18 protein-coding genes and 1 pseudogene are annotated in these 23,915 nt (G+C 38.4%); 13 read left to right on the plus strand and 6 right to left on the minus strand.

The window, feature by feature from the left end; all coding sequences use genetic code 11:
• Positions 1-82: 82 nt before the first annotated feature.
• The 4 genes from FW778_RS18875 to FW778_RS18890 form a co-directional block, all read right to left on the minus strand.
• The gene (locus tag FW778_RS18875; protein WP_150416420.1) at positions 83-2,794 is read right to left on the minus strand and encodes an alpha-L-rhamnosidase-related protein; all 2,712 of its coding nucleotides are present in this window, start codon (positions 2,792-2,794) and stop codon (positions 83-85) included.
• Between the two features lie 134 nt (positions 2,795-2,928).
• On the minus strand, positions 2,929-3,708 hold the full coding sequence (locus FW778_RS18880; protein WP_150416421.1) for an ABC transporter substrate-binding protein: 780 nt from the start codon (positions 3,706-3,708) through the stop codon (positions 2,929-2,931).
• Positions 3,709-4,286: 578 nt separating this feature from the next.
• Positions 4,287-5,642, minus strand: coding sequence for a pyridoxal-phosphate dependent enzyme (locus FW778_RS18885; protein WP_150416422.1), 1,356 nt, complete (start codon positions 5,640-5,642; stop codon positions 4,287-4,289).
• A gap of 43 nt (positions 5,643-5,685) precedes the next feature.
• Positions 5,686-7,296, minus strand: a complete 1,611-nt coding sequence (locus FW778_RS18890; protein ID WP_150416423.1) for a S41 family peptidase — start codon at positions 7,294-7,296, stop codon at positions 5,686-5,688.
• Positions 7,297-7,362: 66 nt separating this feature from the next.
• On the opposite strand from FW778_RS18890, the gene FW778_RS18895 reads away from it, so the two are divergent.
• Entirely contained in the window at positions 7,363-8,205 is an 843-nt protein-coding gene (locus FW778_RS18895) for a BadF/BadG/BcrA/BcrD ATPase family protein (protein WP_150416424.1), read from the plus strand.
• Positions 8,206-8,326: 121 nt separating this feature from the next.
• Positions 8,327-9,648 (plus strand): annotated as a pseudogene (locus tag FW778_RS23515) (aminotransferase class V-fold PLP-dependent enzyme).
• A gap of 40 nt (positions 9,649-9,688) precedes the next feature.
• On the opposite strand, the gene FW778_RS18910 reads toward FW778_RS23515, so the two are convergent.
• Positions 9,689-10,048 carry a nuclear transport factor 2 family protein gene (locus FW778_RS18910; RefSeq protein WP_150416427.1) on the minus strand — a complete coding sequence of 120 codons (360 nt, stop codon included), beginning with the start codon at positions 10,046-10,048 and terminating at the stop codon, positions 9,689-9,691.
• 24 nt (positions 10,049-10,072) lie between these two features.
• Complete coding sequence (locus tag FW778_RS18915; RefSeq protein WP_150416428.1) at positions 10,073-12,457, minus strand: hypothetical protein; 2,385 nt, start codon at positions 12,455-12,457, stop codon at positions 10,073-10,075.
• A 260-nt stretch (positions 12,458-12,717) separates the two neighbouring features.
• Between FW778_RS18915 and murQ the strand changes: the two genes are divergently transcribed.
• The 11 genes from murQ to FW778_RS18960 all read left to right on the plus strand — a co-directional run bounded on the left by murQ (position 12,718) and on the right by FW778_RS18960 (position 23,624).
• On the plus strand, positions 12,718-13,530 hold the full coding sequence (gene murQ, locus FW778_RS18920; RefSeq protein ID WP_150416429.1) for an N-acetylmuramic acid 6-phosphate etherase: 813 nt from the start codon (positions 12,718-12,720) through the stop codon (positions 13,528-13,530).
• A gap of 71 nt (positions 13,531-13,601) precedes the next feature.
• Positions 13,602-14,894, plus strand: a complete 1,293-nt coding sequence (locus FW778_RS18925) for a T9SS type A sorting domain-containing protein (RefSeq protein ID WP_150416430.1) — start codon at positions 13,602-13,604, stop codon at positions 14,892-14,894.
• Positions 14,895-15,045: 151 nt separating this feature from the next.
• Positions 15,046-15,609 (plus strand): hypothetical protein, encoded by a 564-nt coding sequence (locus tag FW778_RS18930; protein ID WP_150416431.1) that lies wholly within the window; start codon positions 15,046-15,048, stop codon positions 15,607-15,609.
• Between the two features lie 116 nt (positions 15,610-15,725).
• Positions 15,726-16,394 carry a succinate dehydrogenase cytochrome b subunit gene (locus FW778_RS18935; RefSeq protein ID WP_150416432.1) on the plus strand — a complete coding sequence of 223 codons (669 nt, stop codon included), beginning with the start codon at positions 15,726-15,728 and terminating at the stop codon, positions 16,392-16,394.
• Positions 16,395-16,445: 51 nt separating this feature from the next.
• Entirely contained in the window at positions 16,446-18,419 is a 1,974-nt protein-coding gene (locus FW778_RS18940) for a fumarate reductase/succinate dehydrogenase flavoprotein subunit (RefSeq protein WP_150416433.1), read from the plus strand.
• Positions 18,420-18,529: 110 nt separating this feature from the next.
• Positions 18,530-19,294 carry a succinate dehydrogenase/fumarate reductase iron-sulfur subunit gene (locus FW778_RS18945; RefSeq protein ID WP_150416434.1) on the plus strand — a complete coding sequence of 255 codons (765 nt, stop codon included), beginning with the start codon at positions 18,530-18,532 and terminating at the stop codon, positions 19,292-19,294.
• Between the two features lie 37 nt (positions 19,295-19,331).
• On the plus strand, positions 19,332-21,620 hold the full coding sequence (locus FW778_RS18950; RefSeq protein WP_150416435.1) for a GH92 family glycosyl hydrolase: 2,289 nt from the start codon (positions 19,332-19,334) through the stop codon (positions 21,618-21,620).
• A gap of 41 nt (positions 21,621-21,661) precedes the next feature.
• On the plus strand, positions 21,662-21,805 hold the full coding sequence (locus FW778_RS23285; RefSeq protein WP_202552350.1) for a hypothetical protein: 144 nt from the start codon (positions 21,662-21,664) through the stop codon (positions 21,803-21,805).
• A gap of 8 nt (positions 21,806-21,813) precedes the next feature.
• Positions 21,814-23,127: a GH92 family glycosyl hydrolase gene (locus FW778_RS18955; protein WP_235906450.1), complete on the plus strand. Its 1,314-nt coding sequence runs from the start codon at positions 21,814-21,816 to the stop codon at positions 23,125-23,127.
• 45 nt (positions 23,128-23,172) lie between these two features.
• Positions 23,173-23,307, plus strand: a complete 135-nt coding sequence (locus FW778_RS23610; RefSeq protein WP_262714420.1) for a hypothetical protein — start codon at positions 23,173-23,175, stop codon at positions 23,305-23,307.
• A 65-nt stretch (positions 23,308-23,372) separates the two neighbouring features.
• A complete protein-coding gene (locus tag FW778_RS18960) occupies positions 23,373-23,624 on the plus strand; it encodes a hypothetical protein (RefSeq protein WP_150416437.1) in 252 nt (83 codons plus the stop codon).
• Positions 23,625-23,915 lie beyond the last annotated feature (291 nt).

The following is a 23,915-nucleotide window of genomic DNA, read 5'->3' on the forward strand; positions in this document are numbered from 1 at the left end:
CAGCAGGGCAGTAATTTAAAATTTTTTCAGATCATGAGGCCATTATCCTCCGCTCCGGTTTAAGGAGTAATTTTCTATTACCCTATTCATCCAGCATAATTACCCGAAGGTTATCAATCATTGCCTGGTTTATTATTCCATTCATATTGTTATCAAAATCTTCGAAGCTTAGGCTAATGACATGTTTTCCTTTTGGCAAATACACTTTTACAGAATTGCTATATCCCCAATTGCTCCATTCATTTTTACCGCGTTGCGGAAATACAACAGTTCCTGTTTCCCTGTTATCAACTTTCAGCGTTCTTATAGCGCATTTATTTTCAGTATTCGTGGGCCCGTTACCGTTAGCATACCGGAAATCAATGCTGTAAAAGCCTGGGTTTTCAATAGTAACTTTGAATGACAAATTCCGGTTTAAGCTGGTACTTATTTCAACGAAACGTTCGCCGGTGAAACCTTTATATGCTGAATCGGATTTTAGAGCAAAGTTTTCTGCTTCAAAAGTTTTTACATTTTTATCGTCGGCTATTAAAATAGGTTCACTGGCAAAAGAAGTAACCTTATTTTTATCAACAGCCATTACCTGGTACTCTGCAGTTCCGTTTTTTTCAATGTTGAATGAATTCGTTTGAACAGAAGCAATCTGTTTTCCATTTTTAAAAATGCTACACGATACAGCATCTTTAACAGGCTGCCAGGTAAGCTTATTCTTATCAGGCAAAACAACAGGTGCTGCTAAAGAAAAATAAACAGGTTGATGATTAATAGTATTGTTGATTGTGTTCTTATTGGAAAGTTGTATATGTATTGTATGCGTCCCTTTAAGTGTTGAAGGTATAACATAGGCGGATGTTGGTTTTCCGTCTATCGTAAAGGAAGAAATTTTATTACCAAATCCATTCATTTGTATATTTAAAATTGAATTCCTGTATTTAAAATTATCCAGGCTTCTTTCGCCTTTTAATGCTTCAGGCACAAAAGGATGAAAAGTCAATTCATTACTTTCGAACTTTATGCCAAACAAAACTTTATGCACTAAACTTATATTGCCGGATAAGCTCCAAAGCATATTGCTTGAATTAATCTGCGTGCCTGCAAAGTCGCCATTTTCCGCAACTAAATTTTCTTTGTTGGTAACAAACAAAGCCGCAGGGCGATAGATGTCTGCAATACTTTGCATCACAGCTTTTTCATTTCCGGCTCTTGCAGCAGCCCATGTATAATAAGTTTGCACAAAGGGCCATACTGCATCATTGTGATAGGGAGGGATGTTTGGTATCTGCGGGTAAATGCATGTTGTACCAAAATCTGTAACAGGCATGTTTGCAATCATTTCTTTTTGCTTTGCCGAATCAGCGATGTTCCAGATTATGCATAATGCTTCGCCCAACGCTTCACTTCGCGGTGAAACTATTTTATAATTTCTTCCATATAAATATTGTGCATAATATCCTTTAGCAGGTATCCATAAATATTTATTGATGCCATTTTTTATCTGCAATGCAATTGCTTCATGTTTTGCGGCAACATCCTGATGATTTAGTAACAGGGCCATTTGCGCCAGCACTTTATTGGCTTCATAATGAACGGCATTTGTTCCAAGACATTCACTTTCGTAAATATCTGCGGGCTGCATCCATTTGGGGTAGGTTTGTTCACGCCAGTCAAGAAAGGATGATTCACCTCTTACCAGGCCTGTTGTTTTATCGTAAGCAACATGTTCATCATCCTCGATAGAATTTTTTATAATGACATAAGCCTGCTGCAGCCACTCTTTATTACCGGTTGCTTTATATACTTCATAAGCTGCAACTGCCCATATCATTCTGTCGGTGGAACAAGGCCATGCGCCACCGGTTCCGGTGTCCTGTATAATTCTTTTTTTACCATTCACCTTGCGCAACAAACTATTAATGGCAACCTGGGGTTGCATGTAAGCCATTGAAAGAATAATGCTGTAGCTTATGTCTCTGGTCCATACTCCCGCCCATTCTTTTCCTGTTCTGAAAGTACTGTCGGGTTCAATGGCTTTAATCATTTCCTCCAGTGACATGTTATAGAGTGCGTCTGAAATCGGGTAGCCTGACTTGTATTGTGGGTAAAGAGAAATATCTTTTGTTAGTTCCCAATTTGCATTTGTTTTCTTTTCATCTTCCTGCGCATTTAATACTAACGTTGTAGAGTAAACGTGATTACCCTTTTCATCTTTTAATTGTAATTGCGGATGATTTACGAGGTTATCAAAATCCCAGATTAATGGAGAAGAATTGCCAGCGATGTAAACGCCTTTAAAGTCTTCTTTATAAATTTTATTGCCGTTAAATGTTGTATAATATCCCTGCTTATTGAAATCGTTAAATACATCACTCATATCCACACTTACCACAAATTTTGCATTAGGCGCCAGGTAGGTATTATCTTTTACATTGACGTTATCTTTTAACTGGGTTCCAAATTTTATCACAGGCGTTTCGCAAGCACCATTTGTTGCCGTACAAATAAAATGATGATCTGTCCCGGAGGGCATTTCATTATCTTTTCCATTTATGCTAAACTTGAAGGCAATATCATTGCTCTTAAACTGGTTGGCCGGGCTTTGATAATTGGAGGTAAGCTTTGTTGACGACAATGCCTTTGCTGTAAACTTACCCTGCACGATGCTATCCTTATATACAATAAATTTTTTATTTTGATATAAAGGCGTGCTCATCGTTTGCGCATTACTGATATGAGTGAATACTAAACAAAAAATAAGAATATGTATACTGTTCAACAATTTTAATAATTTAAGCATATCGGGTATCTATAAAAGATTACTTATAATGAAGTGTTGATCAAAAACCACGATGAAACGTATTCATCCGGAATTAGCTTGAAAGTTAAGTTATAAAATTTATAAAGGTAAATACCGCAGAGTCTGGTGAATTTTCATTCAATAGAATTTATTTTCCTGAAATAATCGGCAGTTTTTAATAACCTACTTCCGTACCAGCTGAACATTTCCCCATCAACTAAAATAATTTTTATGTCCGGAAAAGAATCCTGCAATTCTTCTTTTTGTTTTTCTTTAAAAGGATAAGGCTCCGAGGATAACAGTATCAGTTCGCAATCTCTTTCTTCAATTTCCTGTAATTTAATTTCAGGATACCGGTTCTCTTTGGAAAAAATATTTTCATATCCGCAATAATTCAGCATATCATTGATGAAAGTATTTCCGCCTGCAACCATATATGGATTCTGCCAGATAAAATACGTGACCCTTGTTTTCCTTTTTACTTGTGCAGCTTTTTTTAATTTTTCAAACTCATCAGTTATTTGCGATGCCAGGGCTGAGGCTGGGCCTGATCTTTGCGTTAATTTTCCCATGTGATTGATCATATTAACCGCATCAGCCAGGTTCTTGACGTCTGTAACCCAAACATCATGTTTGAGAGCCAACTCTTCAACCTGGTCTTTTACATTTTCTTCTTTATTAGCTATGATAAGATCCGGAACAATTTTTTTAATGGCACCAATATTTATATTTTTTGTTCCCCCGATATGCGTTTTATTTTTATGCCACGCTTTGGGATGAACACAAAATTTAGTAATGGCTTTTACTTCCTCATCGAGCCCGAGGTGATACAAGAGTTCTGTTTGCGAAGGAACTAACGAAACAATTCTTGAGTAAACAGGAAAAGCAGAAATATCTTGCGGATGTATAATCATAAATCATCTGCAAGATATTAGTAAAATAAAAACTTCTGCAATGAAGAACGAATCAACTTTGCAGAAGCAATTCTTTTTGCCTTGTTTAAAGGCTTCCTGGGATGGTGGTTTTTCTTTCCAGAAAAAATTTACTGGTTTGAGGTGAGCCGTTTCAGGAGTGAATTTTTTAGTGTTTTCCTGGGTTCGTTTTTCAAATGGATCTCAGACAATTTTGGTCTTAATGGTATTGGAAAAAATTAGAAGTTGACTGATACTGGATTTTTTGATTTTTCAGGAATTTGGATAGATTCTGATCTTTGTTTTTCGCTGGATATTTGGATATGTGATTAATGCTAAATCAACATCAATCAACTTCTGATAACAAAGATATAAGTGCGTGTAGATCTATGCAATAGCGTTATTGCTTAATCTTCTAATATAGAAAAATACTATCTACGTAGCGTTTCAAAGAAAATTAACTAAGAAAAAATACTTTTATTATTTAGTGTTTTTACGAAGACAGTTATAAAAAAATAGGTAGCTATCCCAACGAATTATTTAAAATCAATCGTTTATCCAGGAAATTTATTTTGTAAGTATTACTTGGCCAGGCTTTGTATAATATCATATTTGGTAACGATATGGTAATCTCCCGTTTCATCCTTGCTAAGTACTGCACCGGTTTGTTTCGAAATAAGCCTGCTTAATTTTTCAACAGGCGTGTCAAAAGCAACTACCGGGTATTCCTTTTCCATTACTGATTCTACCGTTTGGTTTTTAATTTCAGGATCTGATAAAATTTTATCAAACAATCCTCCTTCACTTAACGATCCAACAATTCCTTCGCTGTTTACAACGGGGAGATTTTCTATATCATGTTTTTTCATCATTGCAATTGCTTCGGCTACTTTTTGTTCGGGCGAAATAGTTAATAATTTTTTTGTACCACGGCCGCTAACCAAATCTTTAAATGTTTTTACTTCAAGAAATCCTCTTTCCATCATCCATTGGTCGTTATAGATTTTTGCAACATACCTGCTTCCATGATCATGAAATATGCAAACAACCACATCATCTTTTTTCAATTCATTTTTAAGTTGCATTAATCCCTGCAAGCAACTTCCTGCACTATAGCCGCAAAACAAACCTTCTTCTTTGGCAATGCGGCGGGCCATTACAGCGCCGTCTTTATCGGTTACTTTTTCAAACCGGTCAATATATTTCATATCATAATTTGCAGGCACAAAATCTTCACCAAAACCTTCGCTTATATATGGGTAAACTTCTTTCTCATCTATTTCACCAGTATCAAAATATTTTTTAAGTAATGAACCATAACTGTCAATTGCCCAAACTTTGATCGCAGGATTTTTTTCTTTCAGATATTGACCGGTTCCAACAATAGTTCCGCCGGTTCCTGTGGCAACAACAAGGTGGGTTATTTTGCCTTCCGTTTGTTCCCATATTTCGGGACCAGTCTGCTCATAATGTGCCAGCCTGTTTGCAAGATTATCGTATTGGTTTACATACCACGAATTAGGAACTTCAGCAGCAAGTCTTTTTGATACAGAATAATAGGAGCGTGGGTCTTCAGGATCTACATTAGTAGGGCACACGATAACTTCTGCGCCTACTGCTTTTAAAATATCTGCTTTTTCTTTAGATTGTTTATCCGTAGTCGTGAAGATGCACTTATAACCTTTTACACACGCAGCCAGCGCAAGTCCCATCCCTGTATTGCCTGATGTTCCTTCGATGATGGTTCCACCGGGTTTTATTTTTCCTTCTTTTTCTGCAACCTCAAGCATCTTTAAAGCCATCCGGTCTTTAATAGAATTCCCTGGATTAAAATATTCCACTTTAGCAAGAACGGTGCAAGGCAATTCTTTTGCAATCTTATTTAAGCGGATAAGTGGAGTGTTTCCAATCGTCTCTAAAATGCTGTTTTTCCACATAAAAATATTTTACTCAAAGTTAAAAAAAATAGGAGGTAAGGAGTTATTTGCCTGAAAGCGTAACATCGCCGCTGGTTATTACTTCCAGCGCTTTCTTTACCGTCTCGTCTTCAGGATTACTTACTTCGTATAACCCTTCAGTGCGCCAAATCTGGCGTGCAGTCAACGATTTAATTTGCTTTTCTAAAAGTTTCTTTCCTTTTATATCTTCAATATTATAATCGATGGAATCTTTTGCTGCGTAATTTTTAAAATCATTTAAAGTTGCCTCGTCAACGGTATATCTTTCTTCAAAATCTTTTGGAGTTTTATAAGCATCAAACTCCTTTTCATGGTCAAGAAAATTTAAATAAACAAAATTATTAAGCGTTCCGCTTAAATAAACTTTTGCCAATGCCCTGTCGAAAGAAGTTGTATCGTACGGAACAAAAACATCCGGTGTTATACCGCCACCGCCATATACAAGTTTACCTGATTTTGTTTTGAACACTTTTTCATTAGTGTGTTTAATGGAATCGGCAGAAATCATTTCTCCATCGTGAAAGCGGTTCATGATATCCATGTTGTAGGCTTCCACACCGTTTTTGTAGGACTTCTGGATGCTGCGCCCGAGCGGCGTATAATATCTTGCAACAGTCAATCGCAACCCGGATCCATCACTTAATTGAAACTGTTCCTGCACCAAACCTTTTCCAAAAGTGCGTCTACCCACTACCGTTGCCCTGTCCCAGTCTTGTAAAGCTCCTATTAATATTTCACTGGCAGATGCTGTTCCTTCATTGGCGAGAACAACTAATTTTCCTGTTTCAAAAATGCCCGGCTTACTGCAACGATATTCTTTTTTCGGTGAATGTTCTCCAACCGTATAGGTAATGAGTTTATCATCACTTAAAAATTCATCTGCAATGTTGGTTGCTTCAGTAAGTATGCCGCCACCATTATCTCTTAAATCGAGGATCATACTTTTCATTCCCTTCTTTTTAAGTTCCTGCGTTGAAGTCATAAATTCATCATAAGTTGTTTCAGCAAACTTATTAAGGCGGATATAACCTACGGTGTCTGCGATCATGTAAGCGGCATCAAGACTGTACAGCGGAATCATTCCACGGGTAATAGTTACTTGCTTTTGATTTCCATGCCGGAGTATTAAAATATTTGCTTTGCTGCCACCAGCACCCCGTAATAATTTTCTTATTCTTTCGGAAGTAATATGAACACCGGCAACTGCAGAGTCACCCACTTTTAAAAATTTATCACCGGGTTCAAGAATATTATCAGACGGGCTATTTTTAAGAACGTTCAACACATTTATAGTATCGTTAAAAATATTAAACTCAATACCTATTCCATAAAACTGTCCTTCCAGGTCTTCGGTAATGGATTGGAGTTCCTGCTGTGGTAACAAAACAGAATGGGGATCAAGCTTTGCCAGCATGGATTGTATGGCGATGTCGCCTAAAGAATCTTCATCTTCTTTATCAACATATTCTCTTTGTATTAAATCCATAACTTCCTGCACAGGCTTAGGTTTATTGGTAAAAAATATGCCTGTATTTGGCATATTTCCTTTAATACGATAACCAATGAACATTCCTGCAACTATGCAAATACTCAAAATCAGCGGAAGCCAAACCTGTAATTTTTTATTGCGCATACAATTCTTTATTATCTAATTTTAATTTTTGGAAGTGCAAATTTCCTTAATAAACACGAGATAAACATGCCAACCATCAAATTGATTGCAGATAGCGGCTCAACAAAAACCGAATGGTGCCTTTTAAATGGTAAAAAGAAAACAATTATTTACTCCCAGGGAATGAGCCCTTATTTTGTTAATGATGTACAAATGGAAGCTATATTAAGGCAGGAAGTGTTGCCTCATCTTAAAAAAATAGCAGTTGAAGAAATATTTTATTATGGCACAGGATGTTCCAACCCGGCAAATGTAAAAATGGTGAAGAAAGCGTTAAAAAACTCTTTTAATACAGCAAGGGTTAATGTTGAAACGGACGTGGACGGCGCAGCGAAAGGGCTCTGCGGCAGCGAAAAGGGAATTGCCTGTATCCTGGGGACCGGTTCCAGTTCCTGTTATTATAATGGAAAACGTATCATGAAAAATAACCCCGGCCTTGGTTACATTTTGGGTGATGAAGGAAGCGGTGCTTATCTCGGTAAAAAAGTAATTCAATATTATTTGTATAATACTTTTGATGAAGACCTCCGCTCCAGGTTCGACTCAAAATTTGTTACGAATGCTAACGAAATTCTAAACGCAGTGTACAAGCAACCCTTGGCGAATCGCTACCTCGCTTCGTTTGCCATTTTCTTAGCCGAAAACCGCGGACATTATATGATAGAAAATATTATTGAAGATGGCTTCAACGATTTTTTTTATCAGCATGTTTATAAATTTCGCGAAAGCTGGAAATATCCGGTTCACTTTACCGGAGGAATTGCGTTTGGCTTTAAAGATGTATTGGCTGAAATGTGCGACGGCTACCAGCTACAACTTGGAAATGTTTTAAGAAATCCAATGGAAGGATTGATAAAATATCATTCATAATAAATAAAAGCAGGCCACCTTTCAGGAAGCATCATTTAGAATTTATTTTAGGAAAATAAAACAGACAATGGATTACGAAGCTTTTTGTAACGATTACCCGGACTATCAAAATACAGCCGCTATGTTTGATTCTGTGAGGTCAAGCGAATACGCACAGTTAGATAAGGCAAACCATGTATATTTAGATTATACCGGCGGAAACCTTTATGCAAAATCCCAAATACAAAAGCATGTGTCCCTGTTGGAGAACAATGTATTTGGCAACCCGCATTCAACTAATCCCACATCTATTGTTTCTACTATGTACGTAGAATCTACAAGGAAAACAGTACTGGACTTTTTCAATGCAAGCGATGATTATTTCTGTGTATTTACGGCTAATGCAACACAGGCTTTAAAGATTGTAGGAGAGTCTTATCCCTTCGATCACCGGAGTTATTTTTTATTACTTTTCGATAATCACAATTCAGTAAATGGCATCAGGGAATATGCAAAACGCAAGGGCGCAGATTTTGAATATTGCCCGGTATACTTAGAAGACCTTAGAATTGATGAGATTAAATTGAATAAAAAATTATCGGCTGCTAAATACAAACACAATAAGCTTTTTGCATTTCCTGCTCAATCGAATGTATCTGGTGTAAAACATGATTTGAAATGGATTGAAACAGCCCACGAACATGGATGGGACGTGTTATTGGATGCTGCAGCGTTTGTGCCTACCAATACGTTAGATCTTCAACAGGTAAAACCTGATTATGTATCCATTTCTTTTTATAAAATCTTCGGATACCCCACAGGCGTGGGTGCTTTATTGATAAAAAAAGCGCTTTCGAAAAATTGGATAAGCCATGGTTTGCAGGTGGTACTGTTTCGTATGCTTCCGTAACAATGCCTGAATTTTTTTTAGTGGAAAACCAGGAGCGCTTTGAAGAAGGCACGTCGAATTATTTATCTATACCTGCGGTGAAAACAGGCCTTGATTGGATAAACGCATTAGGCATGACTAATATTCAGAAAAGATTATTTTGTTTAACGGATTATTTGCTGAAAGAATTACAAGCCTTACAACATAATAATGGCAAAAAACTGATTCATGTATTTGGCCCGGCTAATTCAGAAAAAAGAGGCTCAACTATTATCATGAATTTCTTTGATAGTAATGAAAATAAAATTGACGTTTCGGAGATTGAGCAGCGGGCAAATGAAAGAAATATTTCTATCAGGATCGGTTGTTTTTGTAATCCCGGAATTGATGAAATTACCAATTGCATTACATCAGAAGAATTATCTGCTTTTTATTCATCAAGGGATGATGCCAAATATGATAAGATTCATTTTTTAGGAAAGATGAGAGGAGCCATTCGTGTTTCTCCGGGCCTTATGACCAATTATAAAGATTGTGAATCGTATTTAGATTTTTGTCGTGGTTTTTTGCAGTAATTATTATTATTATTGATTGCTGCTGTTTCAAAAGCGGCGCTCACTCCTTCGGTACCTCCAATCCATGCTGCCGCAGAAAGGTTAACCTATCCCAATAACCTCTTTGAAAAATAATTTTATCATCAACGATATGAAAAAGTCCACAACCTCTCAGTCCTAACGGATTTTTCCATTCTAATATCGCCCATTCACCATCTTCAAAAATATTTTCGATAATGCAGACCATGTTGGCTTTTGCAAATTCTTCCCCAAACATTTTTTGTATGGCAGCTTTGCCTTCTATCGGAGAAGTATTCACCTGGTGGTTTATGGCATTTTCGCTATATAGACTGGCAAGGCTTTTTGCATCTGCTTTATTAAATATTTCAACCCATTGTATTACTAAAGCTTTCGGGTTCATTTTAGGTTAATCAATTATAAATTATTACTCCATGGTATTTTCTATATGAACCAATCTTCCATCACTACTCATTCCTTCAATTACAACATGAAAGGCCTGGCTTATATCGTTGTTGTAAAAGGTAACGGTTACTTTATTGTTATCACGATTGGTAAGTACCTGCGGGTTCCAATAGAGTGTTGAGCGTATGTCCTTTTTATCATCATTTTCATTAATGGTGCCATAGTTGGGAGAATAAAATTCACGCATAGAAGTATAACCTCTCACGGTGTTGTTGCTTAAGCCCTTTCCCGGCTGCATAGCCTTGTCATTTCCCCTGCGGGTATAAATTGCAATGGCGCCGCTCCCGCCACCTCCGGTGCCTCCAATAAAAGGTGGTCGTAAAACTTTTACATAGGCAACATCAGTAATTGAAAGTGACGAAATCATGTCTGCATCGGCGGGTACTTCATCAAGATAAATTTGGGGGGTTCCGCCACGCCATTGAAGAGAAGGAGGTGATCCCGTGGTAATTTGAAGACCCGCAACTTTGCCTTGCAGGTAGTTGAAAATATTCATTGACCCTACCGCACTTGGATCGTTTAAAAGGTCGAATTGGTAAGCATCGCCGCCGCTAAATAAACCAGAGGTATATTTTTCATCCAAAACATCCAAAGGTTTTTTTGTTTTTGCCTGTACAGTTACTGCTTCCAAAACTTTGGCTTTATATAAATTAGCCAATCGCTTTTCTTCATCCGCAAATAATAAATGCCGCGAGTCCCCGGCTGTATCCTGCAGTTGATTATTAAACAATCCATTTGCTGCAATATTATTTGAAAAAGGAGGAAGCCTGTTTTCCATAAACTGAACGGAAGCATCGCCAAGTCCTTTGGCCTTTGGGAGCTGGTAAAAAATATTACTGGTATCAAAAAGAATAACCGATGGATCATGAAAAGTTCCGTTGGGTTCGATTGGTACCACTACCATTTTATTTTCATGTTTTTGTTTTTGCATGATCAACACAATGCTTCCGGCATCACGCAGTTGCGACGGCATTGCCCCATATATTTTTCCCGAAAGCGAGAGATAGGATGTATCCCTGGGATAAATAATTTTAGGAAACTTTCCCGCAGTTACCTCCTCCCACTTAAACCTGCGCCAGCCGTGGGTAAGCATTACAAGATCGAGTTGCTGACTAATGGTATCCGAGTTATTGGAAAAATAATAAGCCGGGTTATACACCTGTCCTTTTAAATCGCCTGTTAATAAAAGATGAGATATGATGTTATCACTGCTGTCCGTATCTATACCTATGTCTGTTACCGCAATAGAAAAACTTGCCGCGAGACTATCCGGAACTGTGATTGAAACTTCATCTCTCGCTCTTTTGTTAAGCCCCCAATGCTCCACATTCATTTCTGCATTAAAGGTATATTCCTGGTTATTAATGTAAGTGATCCGTTCGGCAAGCGGAGACCAATGCTCATCAAAAACTGTGATGGTTAAAATACCGCTGGGTAAATCTTCAGCAGGAATAATTCCTTTAATGTTGCCTTGTGAAAAATCTTTGGTAAGCTTAAACACCTCATGCTGATTCATAGTGCCCAGCACGTGTATATTACCCAGGGACGCTGCGATGTCCGGTGTGGCGCTGACAACAAAATTTCTTTTATTTCCTGCTATAGTAACCTGTAACGAAACGCCGGTTTGTTTAATCGCAGGTAATTCTGAAACATGTACTGTCCCTTTCTGGTCCTTCCATTTGGCAGTAAAGCTTTCACCGGCTTTAGGAAAGATATAAAAGTAACCCATGCCGTCGTGAATCGTTCGCAGGCTGTCAATTTTTACACCATTGTTGTCCTGTACAATGCCCTTTATCTTTATGGGGTGGCCCCATTGATCATTGGCTTTAAATGCAATTTTATTTACCACGCCTTTTACCGCATCACCACCCTCGGGAAAAAATTGCAGAGAAGGAATGGTGGTGCTTTTTAATGCTGATGAATTATTGGCTTTAGATAGGATGCGTATGTCTTTATTATATAAGAAAGAAGAATCAAAATTCAGCATCCATTTCGTGTATGCTTTAACGTGAATGTATTTGCCCGTGTAATCTGCAGGAATATCAAACTGGCCAGCGGCAGTGGCGTAAACAACCGGGATAACGCTATGAGAGAGGAGTTTGCCTTTATCATCCGTCCAGTCAACATAAAAAGTTTTGCTTTCATCCGCGGCATTAATGCCATTCATAATGTAGGCCTTATACCAAATAGTTTCACCTGTTGCATAAGTAGACTTATCATAATGCAAATAAGTTTTTTCCTGCCCGTAATCGTTACCATATTTTTCAATGGTTGAATCTATATTTTGCGCAAAGGAATTAAGAAATAGAAAAATAAAAATGGAAGTAAGCGGTAGAATTTGTCTCATTTTATAAAGGCCATAGTTTTTATCGTGAGATAATATGTGGTGTAAATTACTATAACACGTTGTATGAAACAAAGTTGACTAAAGTTTAACAACTTTTTTGCTTGTATATTCACGCAACCCGGTGGGGAAATTAAAGAGCCCGAATTATTTTAAAGCAAAAATCCCGGCGGCATTATACACTATAAATAACTTATTAAAAATTATTTATTCTACTGTAATTTCAAAATTGTTGTAATAGTTTTGACAAACAAAACCTTGGTATGGATTTTATAAAAGTTACGGAACAACCCTCTCCCTACCGGCACCTTGAAAAGATGTCAGTTGCTGAAATAATTGGAAACATTAATAAAGAAGATTTCCTGGTAGCTGCAGCCGTTCAAAAAGCACTTCCGGAGATTGAAAAGATGATAACGGCCGTTTCAGAAAAAATGATTGATGGTGGAAGGTTATTTTATTTAGGCGCAGGCACCAGCGGCAGGCTTGGTATTTTGGATGCCAGCGAATGTCCGCCTACTTATGGGGTGCCCCAGGGCCTTGTAATTGGCATAATAGCGGGAGGGGAAAAGGCCATTATTAATGCCATTGAAAATGCCGAAGATAATACCGAGCAGGGATGGAAAGATTTACAGGCTTATGATATAAATGATGGCGACGTGGTGATCGGAATCGCTTCCAGCGGCACTACACCTTATGTAATTGGCGCTTTAAAAAAATGTAAGGAAAATAATATTACAACAGGAAGCATTGCGTGCAACCCCGATTCGCCTGTAAGTGATGTGGCTGATTTTCCGGTTGAGGTAATTGTAGGCCCTGAGTTCGTTACCGGCAGCACCCGGATGAAAAGCGGCACGGCGCAAAAGATGGTTTTAAATATGATTTCTACAACCGCCATGATACAACTGGGTAGGGTAGAGGATAACAAGATGGTAAATATGCAACTCACCAATGTAAAGATTATCAACCGGGGCATCCGCATGCTCATGGAGAGGTCCGGCATTAAAGACCAGGTTCAGGCAAAGAAATTATTGTTACAATATGGCAGTGTAAAAAAGGCTATTGAAAACTATAAATAATTAAAAAAATTGATGTAGAATTTACTTAAATTTATAGTGCAGACTTTCTTTGTTAATCTAAAACTTGCACTATGAGATCCAGAATTTTACTCGTCCTGTTTTTCAGCTTCATTTTTTCTGCCGGCTTCTCCCAACAAAGCGATGTTGCTTATGCTATAACGGGCCAGGATAATAGTAGTTTTAATTGGACCGACATCAGGTCCATTGATATGAGGTCCGGCAACGTTAATGCAACACTTTTTGAAAATGGTAAAACAAAATTTTCTTTTTTAGATGCAGATACAAGATCACCTGTTGACCGGCTTGCAATAAATGGCACTCCCGCTGTTTTTAAGCAAAACAATGTCTCGGTATCCTCCAATAATATTTCTTTTATTCATCCATCGCCAACGGTTTTAATGAGTGCTGCCGTAGCTTATGATAAAAGACATGATAAATTATTTTTTGCTACAATGAAAACCGGCCAGCTTATATGGCTCGATCTGAAAAACAATACTGGTACTCCTTCGTTTTATACAATTCAAAAACCATTAATAAATAATGTGAATTATAATGATGAATCGTTTAACATAACAAGGATGACAATAGGGGCTGACGGGTACGGCTATGCGCTTACCAATGATGCCAATCATTTAATTCGTTTTACCACCAGCAATAAAACGGTTATTGCAGATATGGGAAGTCTTATCGATGCAGCATCGAACAACGGTATTTCGGTTCATAACCAATGTAGCAGTTGGGGAGGTGATATTGTTGCTGATGCTTTTGGAAAATTGTATCTTTTTAGCGCAGGCAAAAATGTCTTTTTAATTGACCCCGAAGCGATGACGGCCACTTATAAGGGAGCCATCAGTAATTTATCCGCAACCTTTTCAGTAAACGGGGCAGCAGTTGTTGATGATAATAATGTGATTGTAAGCAGCGCCAATACTTTTGAAGGCTTTTATAAAATTGATATTAATAATCTTTCGGCAACTAAAATAGTTACGCAGGGTAAAATTTATAATGCTTCTGACCTTGCAAGTTGCAACCTGTTACATCAAACCGAAAAACAAAATAGCATTGGCACACCTGTTCTTAAAAATATTGAAGTAATGGGCAACAAGTTCATTTCAATATATCCTAATCCTGTTGAGAACGGGCAGGTAAAAATTACATTTGATAATAAAGCAGCGGGCAAATATAAAATTGCATTAACCGATTTGGAAGGAAGGCTCATACAAACCAAAGATGTGTATATCAAAGGGCCCGGGCAGGTAGAAAGTTTTCTAATGCGTAGAAAACAGGCTTCAGGAATGTATATGATTAAGATTACAGATGCCACCAGCAAAGCTATTTTTTCTGATAAATTGGTGGTAGAATAATAAATCGGGAGTGTTAGTTAAAAGACCGTTCATCGAACGGCCTTTTTTTATTTTGATTATTTTAATCATTAAATAATGTTCTGCTAAATGAGAAGTAATATTTTTGCAATAGGAAGATAATTGATCAACCACTTGAAGACTGAATTCTTACATGCAGGACATAGAACCATACGATAACTGGCAATATTTATACACATCAGAAAATGATGAACGCTCCCCGTTTTATGGAAGAGAGTATAGTGAATTTGCGTTTACACAAACAGTGTATAATTATTACATTCATCCGCAATGGGATGAATTTGGAAGCTCAACTTTGTACCTGAAAGTATTGATGGCAGATTACCAGGAGCAATATGCCATTATTGAATTTATTGGCGAATGGAACGATGCAATTGAAAATGATGTTATGCGCCTGAAGCGTGATGTAATTGATGAATTTGAAAGGCAGGGCATCACTAAATATATTTTGATAACAGAAAATGTTTTAAACTTTCACAGCAGCGATGATAGCTATTATGAAGAATGGTTTGATGATATAAAAGACGATGGCGGCTGGATTGTGGCTCTAAACATGCCGGAGCAAACTCAATATGATTTTAAAAAAACACATTTGAATAATTATATTGAACTCATCAATTTTATTCCCTGGCGCACCATGAAGCCGGATATTCTTTTTAACCAGATCGATAATATTTTATTAAGACGGCTGGATTAAACTATTTTCATTGAGCGTTGTTGATTTGCTAAGTTTTAATTATCAATCATCAATTATTAATTATTAAACTTCCTGTAGTATTTTTGCACATCTGAAATTTAACAACTCTCTCACTTATGACCTGGAAACAGTTATTCACGTCTTCGATTGGCAAAAAGTTTTTAATGGCCTTAACCGGATTTTTCCTCATTATTTATCTCATAGTTCATGCAGGGATCAATGCAATGATTTTCTATAACGACAATGGGGAAACTTTTAATAAAGCAGCTTATTTTATGAGCCGTAATTTTTTTATGCGGTTCCTCGAGATAGGATTGTTTGCGGTTTTTATTCTTCACATTATCCAGGGCCTTTTATTATGGAAAAAGAACCGTGCTGCAAGGAGTATCGGTTACCAGAAGCAAAATTACCCGGCAGGAATAAAATGGTATAGCCGGTATATGGGCTGGTTAGGAACATTTTTATTATTATTCCTGGTTATGCATTTATATCATTTTTGGGCAGGCACTAAAAACGAAATGTATTTTAACGGCCCACAGGTGAACCTGTATTACGAAATGAAAGATGTATTTACTAACCCCTTATTTTTTACTTTATATATGGTAGGTTTGGCATCTCTCTTATTTCATTTACTGCAAGGTTTTCAAAGTGCATTTCAAACTTTTGGAATAAATCACCGCAGGTGGACGCCCATTTTAAAAGGAATCGGCATCTTTTATTCAGTAGCTATTTGCATTTTGTTTGCAATGATGCCAGTTTCATTTATGGCGGGTTGGCTTCAATAAATTTATTATAAACTGGAAAATATTTCAGCATAAAATATTCAATACTAACGTATGGCATTAGACGCAAAAATTCCGGAGGGTGAGCTTGAACAAAAATGGACTAACTATAAAGACCATGTAAACCTGGTAAGCCCTACTAACAAAAGAAAACTGGAAGTGATAGTTATAGGCACAGGACTTGCCGGTGCATCTGCTGCGGCAACTTTGGGCGAACTGGGTTACAAGGTAAAGGCATTTTGTTTCCAGGATAGCCCGCGACGTGCGCATTCTATAGCAGCGCAGGGAGGCATTAACGCTGCAAAAAATTATCAGAATGATGGTGACTCTGTCTTCAGGCTTTTTTACGAAACTGTAAAAGGCGGCGATTACCGCTCCCGCGAGGCAAATGTTTATCGTTTGGCGCAGGTAAGTGGAAATATTATTGATCAATGTGTGGCACAAGGTGTTCCTTTTGCCCGTGAATATGGCGGCTTATTAAGCAATCGCTCCTTCGGTGGAACGCAGGTACAACGTACATTCTATGCTGCTGGTCAAACAGGGCAGCAATTACTGTTAGGTGCTTATAGCGCTTTGGAAAGACAAGTTGCCCTGGGAAACGTGGAGATGTATTCACGCCATGAAATGGAAGATATTGTAAAAATTGATGGTAAAGCAAGGGGCATTATTGCAAGAAATTTAGTTACCGGGAAACTGGAAAGATATTTCGGACATGCGGTGCTTATTTGTTCGGGTGGCTATGGAAACGTATTTTATTTAAGTACCAATGCCATGGGCAGCAATGTAACTGCCGCATGGAAATCGCACAAGAAAGGCGCTTATTTTGCCAACCCATGTTTTACCCAAATTCATCCAACCTGTATTCCTGTTACCAGCGACCACCAAAGCAAGCTGACTTTGATGAGTGAAAGCTTAAGAAATGACGGAAGAATATGGGTTCCAAAAGCCAAAGACGATAAAAGAAAAGCAACAGATATTCCGCAGGAAGAACGTGATTATTATTTGGAAAGAAGGTATCCTGCATTTGGAAATTTAGTACCAAGAGATGTTGCATCCCGGGCTGCAAAAGAAAGATGCGATGCGGGCTACGGTGTCGGTACCACGAAGATGGCTGTGTACCTCGATTTTGCAGATGCTATTAAACGTTATGGAAAAATAGAAGTAAGTAAACGTGGCCTGGAAGATGCAAGCGAGGAAAATATCATAAGGCTGGGCAAAGAAGTAATTACAGAAAAATATGGTAACCTTTTTGAAATGTATGAAAAGATAACGGGCGAAAATCCATATGATGTTCCTATGCGTATCTATCCTGCTGTGCATTATACGATGGGTGGCCTTTGGGTAAATTATGAATTGATGACAACCGTTCCCGGTCTATATTGTTTAGGCGAAGCTAACTTCAGCGATCATGGAGCTAACAGGCTGGGAGCTTCTGCACTTATGCAAGGATTAGCTGATGGATATTTCGTAATTCCGTATACGCTTGGTAGTTATATGGCTGGTGAAATCAGGAATTCCGCAATACCAACTTCTCATCCCGCCTTTGAAGAAGCAGAAAATGCAGTAAAAGAAAGAATAGAAAAACTGATGAGCATACAAGGTAAAGAGTCGGTAGAAAGTTTTCATAAACGCCTTGGGAAAATTATGTGGGAAAAATGCGGCATGGCCCGTAACGAAGCGGGATTGTTAGAAGCTATTGATGAAATAAGATTATTAAAAAAAGAGTTTTGGCAAAATGTAAAAATACCCGGAGAAATATATGAAATGAATCCGGAACTTGATAAAGCAGGAAGGGTAGCAGACTTTATCGAATTGGGTGAATTAATATGCCTGGATGCATTGAATCGCCGAGAAAGTTGCGGCGGCCATTTTAGAGAAGAAAGCCAGACAGAGGAAGGCGAAGCATTGCGTGATGACAATCATTACAGCTATGTCGCAGCTTGGGAGTTTACGGGGGATGATGAGAAGTTACATAAAGAAGAACTGCATTTTGATGTAGCAAAACCAAGCCAAAGAAGCTATAAATAATTTATTTTTTTGCCTATATAAGAGACCAACTTATTGTTTAAAAAAACAGGCCGGCTTTTAAAGACTGTTTAATAACAATTAAACAAAATAACAATAAAGCAATTTACGATATGGAACATTACAATATGAATTTAACGTTGAAGGTATGGAAGCAAAAGAATGCTACATCTAAAGGAAAATTTGAAACCTATGAAGTAACAAATATTTCTTCTGAAATGTCTTTTCTTGAAATGTTTGATGTGTTGAATGAAAGATTAATTGATGAAGGTAAAGAACCTATCACTTTCGACCATGATTGCCGTGAAGGAATTTGCGGTGCCTGCAGTATGTATGTAGATGGAAGAGCCCATGGGCCATGGCAAAAGAATACAGTTTGTCAATTGCACATGCGGGCATATAAAGATGGAGATACCATTGTTGTGGAACCGTGGCGATCTGGAGCTTTTCCGGTTATAAAAGATCTTATGGTTGACCGGAGAGCCTTTGACAGAATAATAGAAGCCGGCGGTTTTATATCAGTAAATACAGGTAATGCCGTAGACGCAAATTCATTACCTGTTGATCGTGCAAAATCTGAAGAAGCTTTTAATGCTGCCGCCTGTATTGGTTGTGGCGCTTGTGTTGCTGCTTGTCCTAACGGCTCAGCTATGCTGTTTGTAAGTGCCAAGGTTTCCCAATTGGCTTTGTTACCCCAAGGGGAACCTGAAAGGCATACGAGGGTTTTAAACATGGTAACCCAAATGGATAAAGAGGGATTTGGCAATTGTGGCAATATTTATAATTGCGAAGCAGAATGCCCTAAAGGAATTTCCGTTGAAAATATTGCGAGAATGAACAGGGAATACCTGGGAGCATCGCTTTCTTCGGATATATAAGATTTGATTTTCAATCATCATTTCCCATATCTCATTCATGCGAAAAATTGCCGTTACAGTTCTTATTTTATTTTCTTTTCTTAAACTTACAGCACAACAGGTGTCCGAAGCCGTTAGTTACGTGGATTATGTAAATCCTTTAATGGGTACAGACTCTAAGCCCGATCTTTCTAACGGTAATACCTATCCTGCAATTGCACTGCCTTGGGGAATGAACTTGTGGACACCGCAAACGGGTAAGATGGGCGATGGTTGGGCGTACCAGTACACAGCAAACAAAATAAACGGTTTCAAGCAAACTCACCAGCCCTCACCATGGATGAATGATTACGGCGAATTTGCAATTATGCCGGTTACCGGGAAAATTCGTTTCAAAGAAAATGAAAGAGCAAGTTGGTTTTCTCATAAAGCAGAAATTGCTAAACCTTATTATTACAAAGTTTACCTGGCAGACGATGATATAACTACTGAGGTTACCCCTACCGAACGTGCGGCAAGTTTTCGTTTTACCTTTCCAAAAGCCGATAGTTCATCTGTAATTATTGATGCATTAGACCGGGGTTCTTATATTAAAATTATTCCTGCAGAAAATAAGATTATTGGATACACGACCCGTAACAGTGGCGGCGTTGCTAAGAATTTCAAAAATTATTTTATTATCATTTTTGATAAAGCATTTAATTATACTTACACCTTTTCAGACAGCATTATAACAAAAGCTACCGAACAAAAGTGCAATCACGCCGGTGCAATTATAGGCTTTGCAAATACCGGCAAAGGTGAAGTAGTGCAAGCTAGAATTGCCTCATCATACATCAGTTTTGAACAGGCAGCCATTAATTTACAGGAAATAGGCAATAAGAGTTTTGACGTTGTAAAAAGCAATGCAAAAGATGAATGGAATAAAATACTTGGCAAGGTGAAAGTCTCAGGCGGCTCTATAGATCAGTTGCATACATTTTATTCCTGCCTGTACCGGATGGTTTTCTTCCCTTTAAAATTTTATGAGAAAAATGCCGAAGGAAAGATTATTCATTACAGCCCATACACTGGTGAAATTAAAGACGGCTACATGTTTGGCGGCACGGGCTTTTGGGACACTTTCAGGGCATTGTATCCTTTCCTCAATTTGGTGTACCCCTCAATTGTAAAGGAGATGCAGCAGGGTTTGGTAAACGATTATAAAGAAGGAGGCTGGCTGCCTGAATGGTCTGCGCCGGGATACCGCGATGTAATGGTAGGAAATAATTCTGCTTCTATAGTTGCGGAAGCTTACTTAAAAGGCGCACGCGGTTATGACATCAATACTTTGTATGAAGCATTGAAGCATGGCGCCAACAACGAAGGGCCGCAAGGCACGGGCCGCACGGGCGTGAGGTATTATAACGATCTGGGGTACGTGCCGTATGATGTGGGTATTAATGAAAATGCAGCACGTACATTGGAATATGCGTATGATGATTATTGTATCTATCAATTGGGAAAGGCTTTAGATAAGCCGGAATCAGAAATTGATATTTACAGGCAACATGCAATGAATTATAAAAAGTTGTTTGATCCATCTCATTTGTTAATGCGTGGAAAAAATAAAGATGGAAGTTTCGAAACCCCTTTCAACCCATTTAAATGGGGCGATGCATTTACCGAAGGGAATAGCTGGCATTACAGTTGGTCCGTTTTCCAGGACGTTGCAGGATTAATACAATTAATGGGTGGCAGGAAAAAGTTTGTACAAATGCTGGATTCTGTTTTTGTAATGCCACCGGTATTTGACGATAGCTATTATGGCGGCGTTATTCATGAAATACGGGAAATGCAAATTGCGGGTATGGGCCAGTACGCACACGGTAACCAACCCATACAACACATGATTTATTTATATGATTATGGAGGTGAGCCATGGAAGACCCAGTATTGGTCACGGGAAACCTTGAATAAATTATACAAAGCAACGCCTGATGGTTATTGCGGGGATGAAGATAACGGGCAAACTTCTGCGTGGTATGTATTTTCCGCCCTGGGCTTCTATCCCGTAACGCCTGCCAGCGCTGAATACGCTTCGGGCGCACCTTTGTTTCCCCACGCTGAAATTAACTTTGAAAATGGAAAAAAGCTCACCATCAATGCACCGGGAAATAATGAAAATACACGTTATATTAAATCAGTTAATTTTAACGGAAAGCCGTACACGAAAAACTATTATAATCATTTCGAATTGCAAAAGGGCGGTACTATCAATATCAAAATGACTTCTCTGCCCAACAAACAAAGAGGCACCACTGAAAAAGATTTTCCATTTTCTTTGTCAAATAATCAGACGAACTGATGTGAATATATAGATAAAGGCATTCCTGAAAACCATACTTAATGAACAGAAATTTTTTATCGTTACCTCTCTTATTTTCCTGTGTTGTAACTAACGCACAACAAAATGAAAAACTAAGCTCTTATATTCATCCTATCATTGGCACAGAGCGCATGGGGCATACTTATCCCGGTGCAAGGAACTGAATAAAATAGTGATTGGCGCAAGTGAAGATGAGAAAGTAAACTTTTATACCGCCATGTATCACGCGTTTATTAATCCTACTATTTACATGGATGAGGATTATAATTATAAAGGGTTAGATCAGAACGTGCATGTGGCAAACGGCTTTACCAATTACACCACTTTCTCGCTTTGGGATACCTATCGTGCCTTGCATCCTTTATTCAATATAATACAGCCGAAACGCAATGGTGATATGATTCAATCCATGCTGGCGCATTATGACCAAAGCACGCTACACATGTTGCCTGTTTGGTCTAATTCTGCCAATGAAAACTGGTGCATGTCCGGTTATCATTCCGTGGCAGTTATTGCAGACGCCCTTATAAAAGGCAATGCACCGTTTAATGTCAATAAAGCTTTGGATGCCTGTATCGCTACGGCTACGCATAAGAGTTATGATGGCATAGGTGCGTATATGGATAAGGGCTATATACCGGTTGATAAGAACGGAACGGGAGCTTCCACCACCCTGGAATACGCTTATGATGACTGGGCAATAGCCCAGATGGCAAAAAAGCTAAACAGGATGGATGTCTATAATGATTTTATAAAACGTTCCGCCAATTATAAGAATGTATTCGATCCTACTGTTGGCTTCATGCGCGGTCGCTTAAGCGATGGAAGTTTCAAAAAGGAATTTGATCCTTTAAGCACATCAGGGCAGGGATTTATTGAAGGCAATTCATGGAACTATACCTTATTCGTGCCGCGGGATCCCGGTTCGCTAATTCAATTGATGGGAGGAAAGAAGAAGTTTACACATTACCTGGATACCTTATTCACCATGCATTTACCGGATAAGTTTTTTGAAGAAACAGAAGATATAACCAGGGATGGAATTATAGGCGGCTATGTACATGGCAATGAACCATCGCATCATGTAGTGTATCTCTACAACTGGACAGACGAGCCCTGGAAAACCCAACAAACAGTGCGGATGATCCTGAAAAATCAATACCATACCGGCCCTGCAGGATTAGGCGGAAATGATGATACCGGCCAGATGAGCGCCTGGTATATTTTTAGCGAAATGGGTTTCTATCCGGAGGCGCCGGGTTCCGATGTATACCAAATCGGTAGCCCGGGTGTTAAAGCTGCTGCGCTTCATTTGGAAAACGGAAATACCTTTAGCATTGAGGCAATAAATCAAAGTGATAAAAATGTATACGTAAAGAAAATTGAATTGAATGGCAAACCATTAAACAGGTTATCCATTACCCATGACGAAATAATGAATGGCGGTAAATTGATTTTTTATATGTCGCCAAAACATGGTAAATAAATATTTGAATTATTTTGCACAGGGTATTTTTAAAATCTTGTTGCCATGGAAAAAACAATTCAGCAATTACAATCGATAATAGAAGATTATACGCCCCAACTACAAAGCATACACGAAAATGCATGGCCGACTAAACCGAACCCTGCCAAATGGAGTAAAAAGGAGATACGGGTCATTTGATCGATTCGGCGCAAACCAACATCCGGCGATTTATAGTAGCACAATACGAGGATAATCCAAAGATTATGTACGCACAGGATGCCTCGGTAGCTGCGGCCAATTACCAAAATTATGTAACCAAAGACTTAATCAGTTTGTGGATGCTGCTCAACAAACATATTTGCATGATCCTGCAAAACACTACCGCGCCTGCTGCTCAAAGGTTATCCGAAACCAATGAGCCACACACGATTCAATGGCTTGCAGCTGATTATAATAAACATTTGTTACATCACCTGCACCAGCTATTGGAATTAGAGCCGGTTGCTTATCCGTGAGGGATTTTCATTTTGTAATATGAGGAGACTTTCCAGAGATTTTGCGACGCATAAAATTATGGAAATGATGGATATTGATTTGAGTAAAAAGAAGTGACCTTCCGGATGTTTACTTTTATACGCACCCGGTCCCCTGCAGAGATTCGGCCAGGACGGAGTATATTTCAGCATAATAACCTTACCCTTAGCAACATGGGGAATTTGCCACACTGATGGTAAATACTTACCCTTTGGGGCGTAAAACGTTGAAAAATTTTTGTGTGTACAGCCTGCACGGTTAGTTCTCAATTT

Origin of the sequence: Ginsengibacter hankyongi, assembly GCF_008710285.1 — a bacterium.
GTDB classification, from domain to species: Bacteria; Bacteroidota; Bacteroidia; order Chitinophagales; family Chitinophagaceae; genus Ginsengibacter; species Ginsengibacter hankyongi.

Coding starts and splice junctions, on each gene's coding strand:
- FW778_RS18910 (WP_150416427.1), bottom strand. CDS start 10,048: ATGAACCCGAAAGCTTTAGTAATACAATGGGTTGAAATATTTAATAAA.
- FW778_RS18885 (WP_150416422.1), bottom strand. CDS start 5,642: ATGTGGAAAAACAGCATTTTAGAGACGATTGGAAACACTCCACTTATC.
- FW778_RS23285 (WP_202552350.1), top strand. CDS start 21,662: ATGAACAGAAATTTTTTATCGTTACCTCTCTTATTTTCCTGTGTTGTA.
- FW778_RS18890 (WP_150416423.1), bottom strand. CDS start 7,296: ATGCGCAATAAAAAATTACAGGTTTGGCTTCCGCTGATTTTGAGTATT.
- FW778_RS23610 (WP_262714420.1), top strand. CDS start 23,173: ATGGAAAAAACAATTCAGCAATTACAATCGATAATAGAAGATTATACG.
- FW778_RS18875 (WP_150416420.1), bottom strand. CDS start 2,794: ATGCTTAAATTATTAAAATTGTTGAACAGTATACATATTCTTATTTTT.
- FW778_RS18880 (WP_150416421.1), bottom strand. CDS start 3,708: ATGATTATACATCCGCAAGATATTTCTGCTTTTCCTGTTTACTCAAGA.
- FW778_RS18950 (WP_150416435.1), top strand. CDS start 19,332: ATGCGAAAAATTGCCGTTACAGTTCTTATTTTATTTTCTTTTCTTAAA.
- murQ (WP_150416429.1), top strand. CDS start 12,718: ATGGATTTTATAAAAGTTACGGAACAACCCTCTCCCTACCGGCACCTT.
- FW778_RS18925 (WP_150416430.1), top strand. CDS start 13,602: ATGAGATCCAGAATTTTACTCGTCCTGTTTTTCAGCTTCATTTTTTCT.
- FW778_RS18915 (WP_150416428.1), bottom strand. CDS start 12,457: ATGAGACAAATTCTACCGCTTACTTCCATTTTTATTTTTCTATTTCTT.
- FW778_RS18895 (WP_150416424.1), top strand. CDS start 7,363: ATGCCAACCATCAAATTGATTGCAGATAGCGGCTCAACAAAAACCGAA.
- FW778_RS18940 (WP_150416433.1), top strand. CDS start 16,446: ATGGCATTAGACGCAAAAATTCCGGAGGGTGAGCTTGAACAAAAATGG.
- FW778_RS18960 (WP_150416437.1), top strand. CDS start 23,373: ATGTACGCACAGGATGCCTCGGTAGCTGCGGCCAATTACCAAAATTAT.
- FW778_RS18945 (WP_150416434.1), top strand. CDS start 18,530: ATGGAACATTACAATATGAATTTAACGTTGAAGGTATGGAAGCAAAAG.
- FW778_RS18930 (WP_150416431.1), top strand. CDS start 15,046: ATGCAGGACATAGAACCATACGATAACTGGCAATATTTATACACATCA.
- FW778_RS18935 (WP_150416432.1), top strand. CDS start 15,726: ATGACCTGGAAACAGTTATTCACGTCTTCGATTGGCAAAAAGTTTTTA.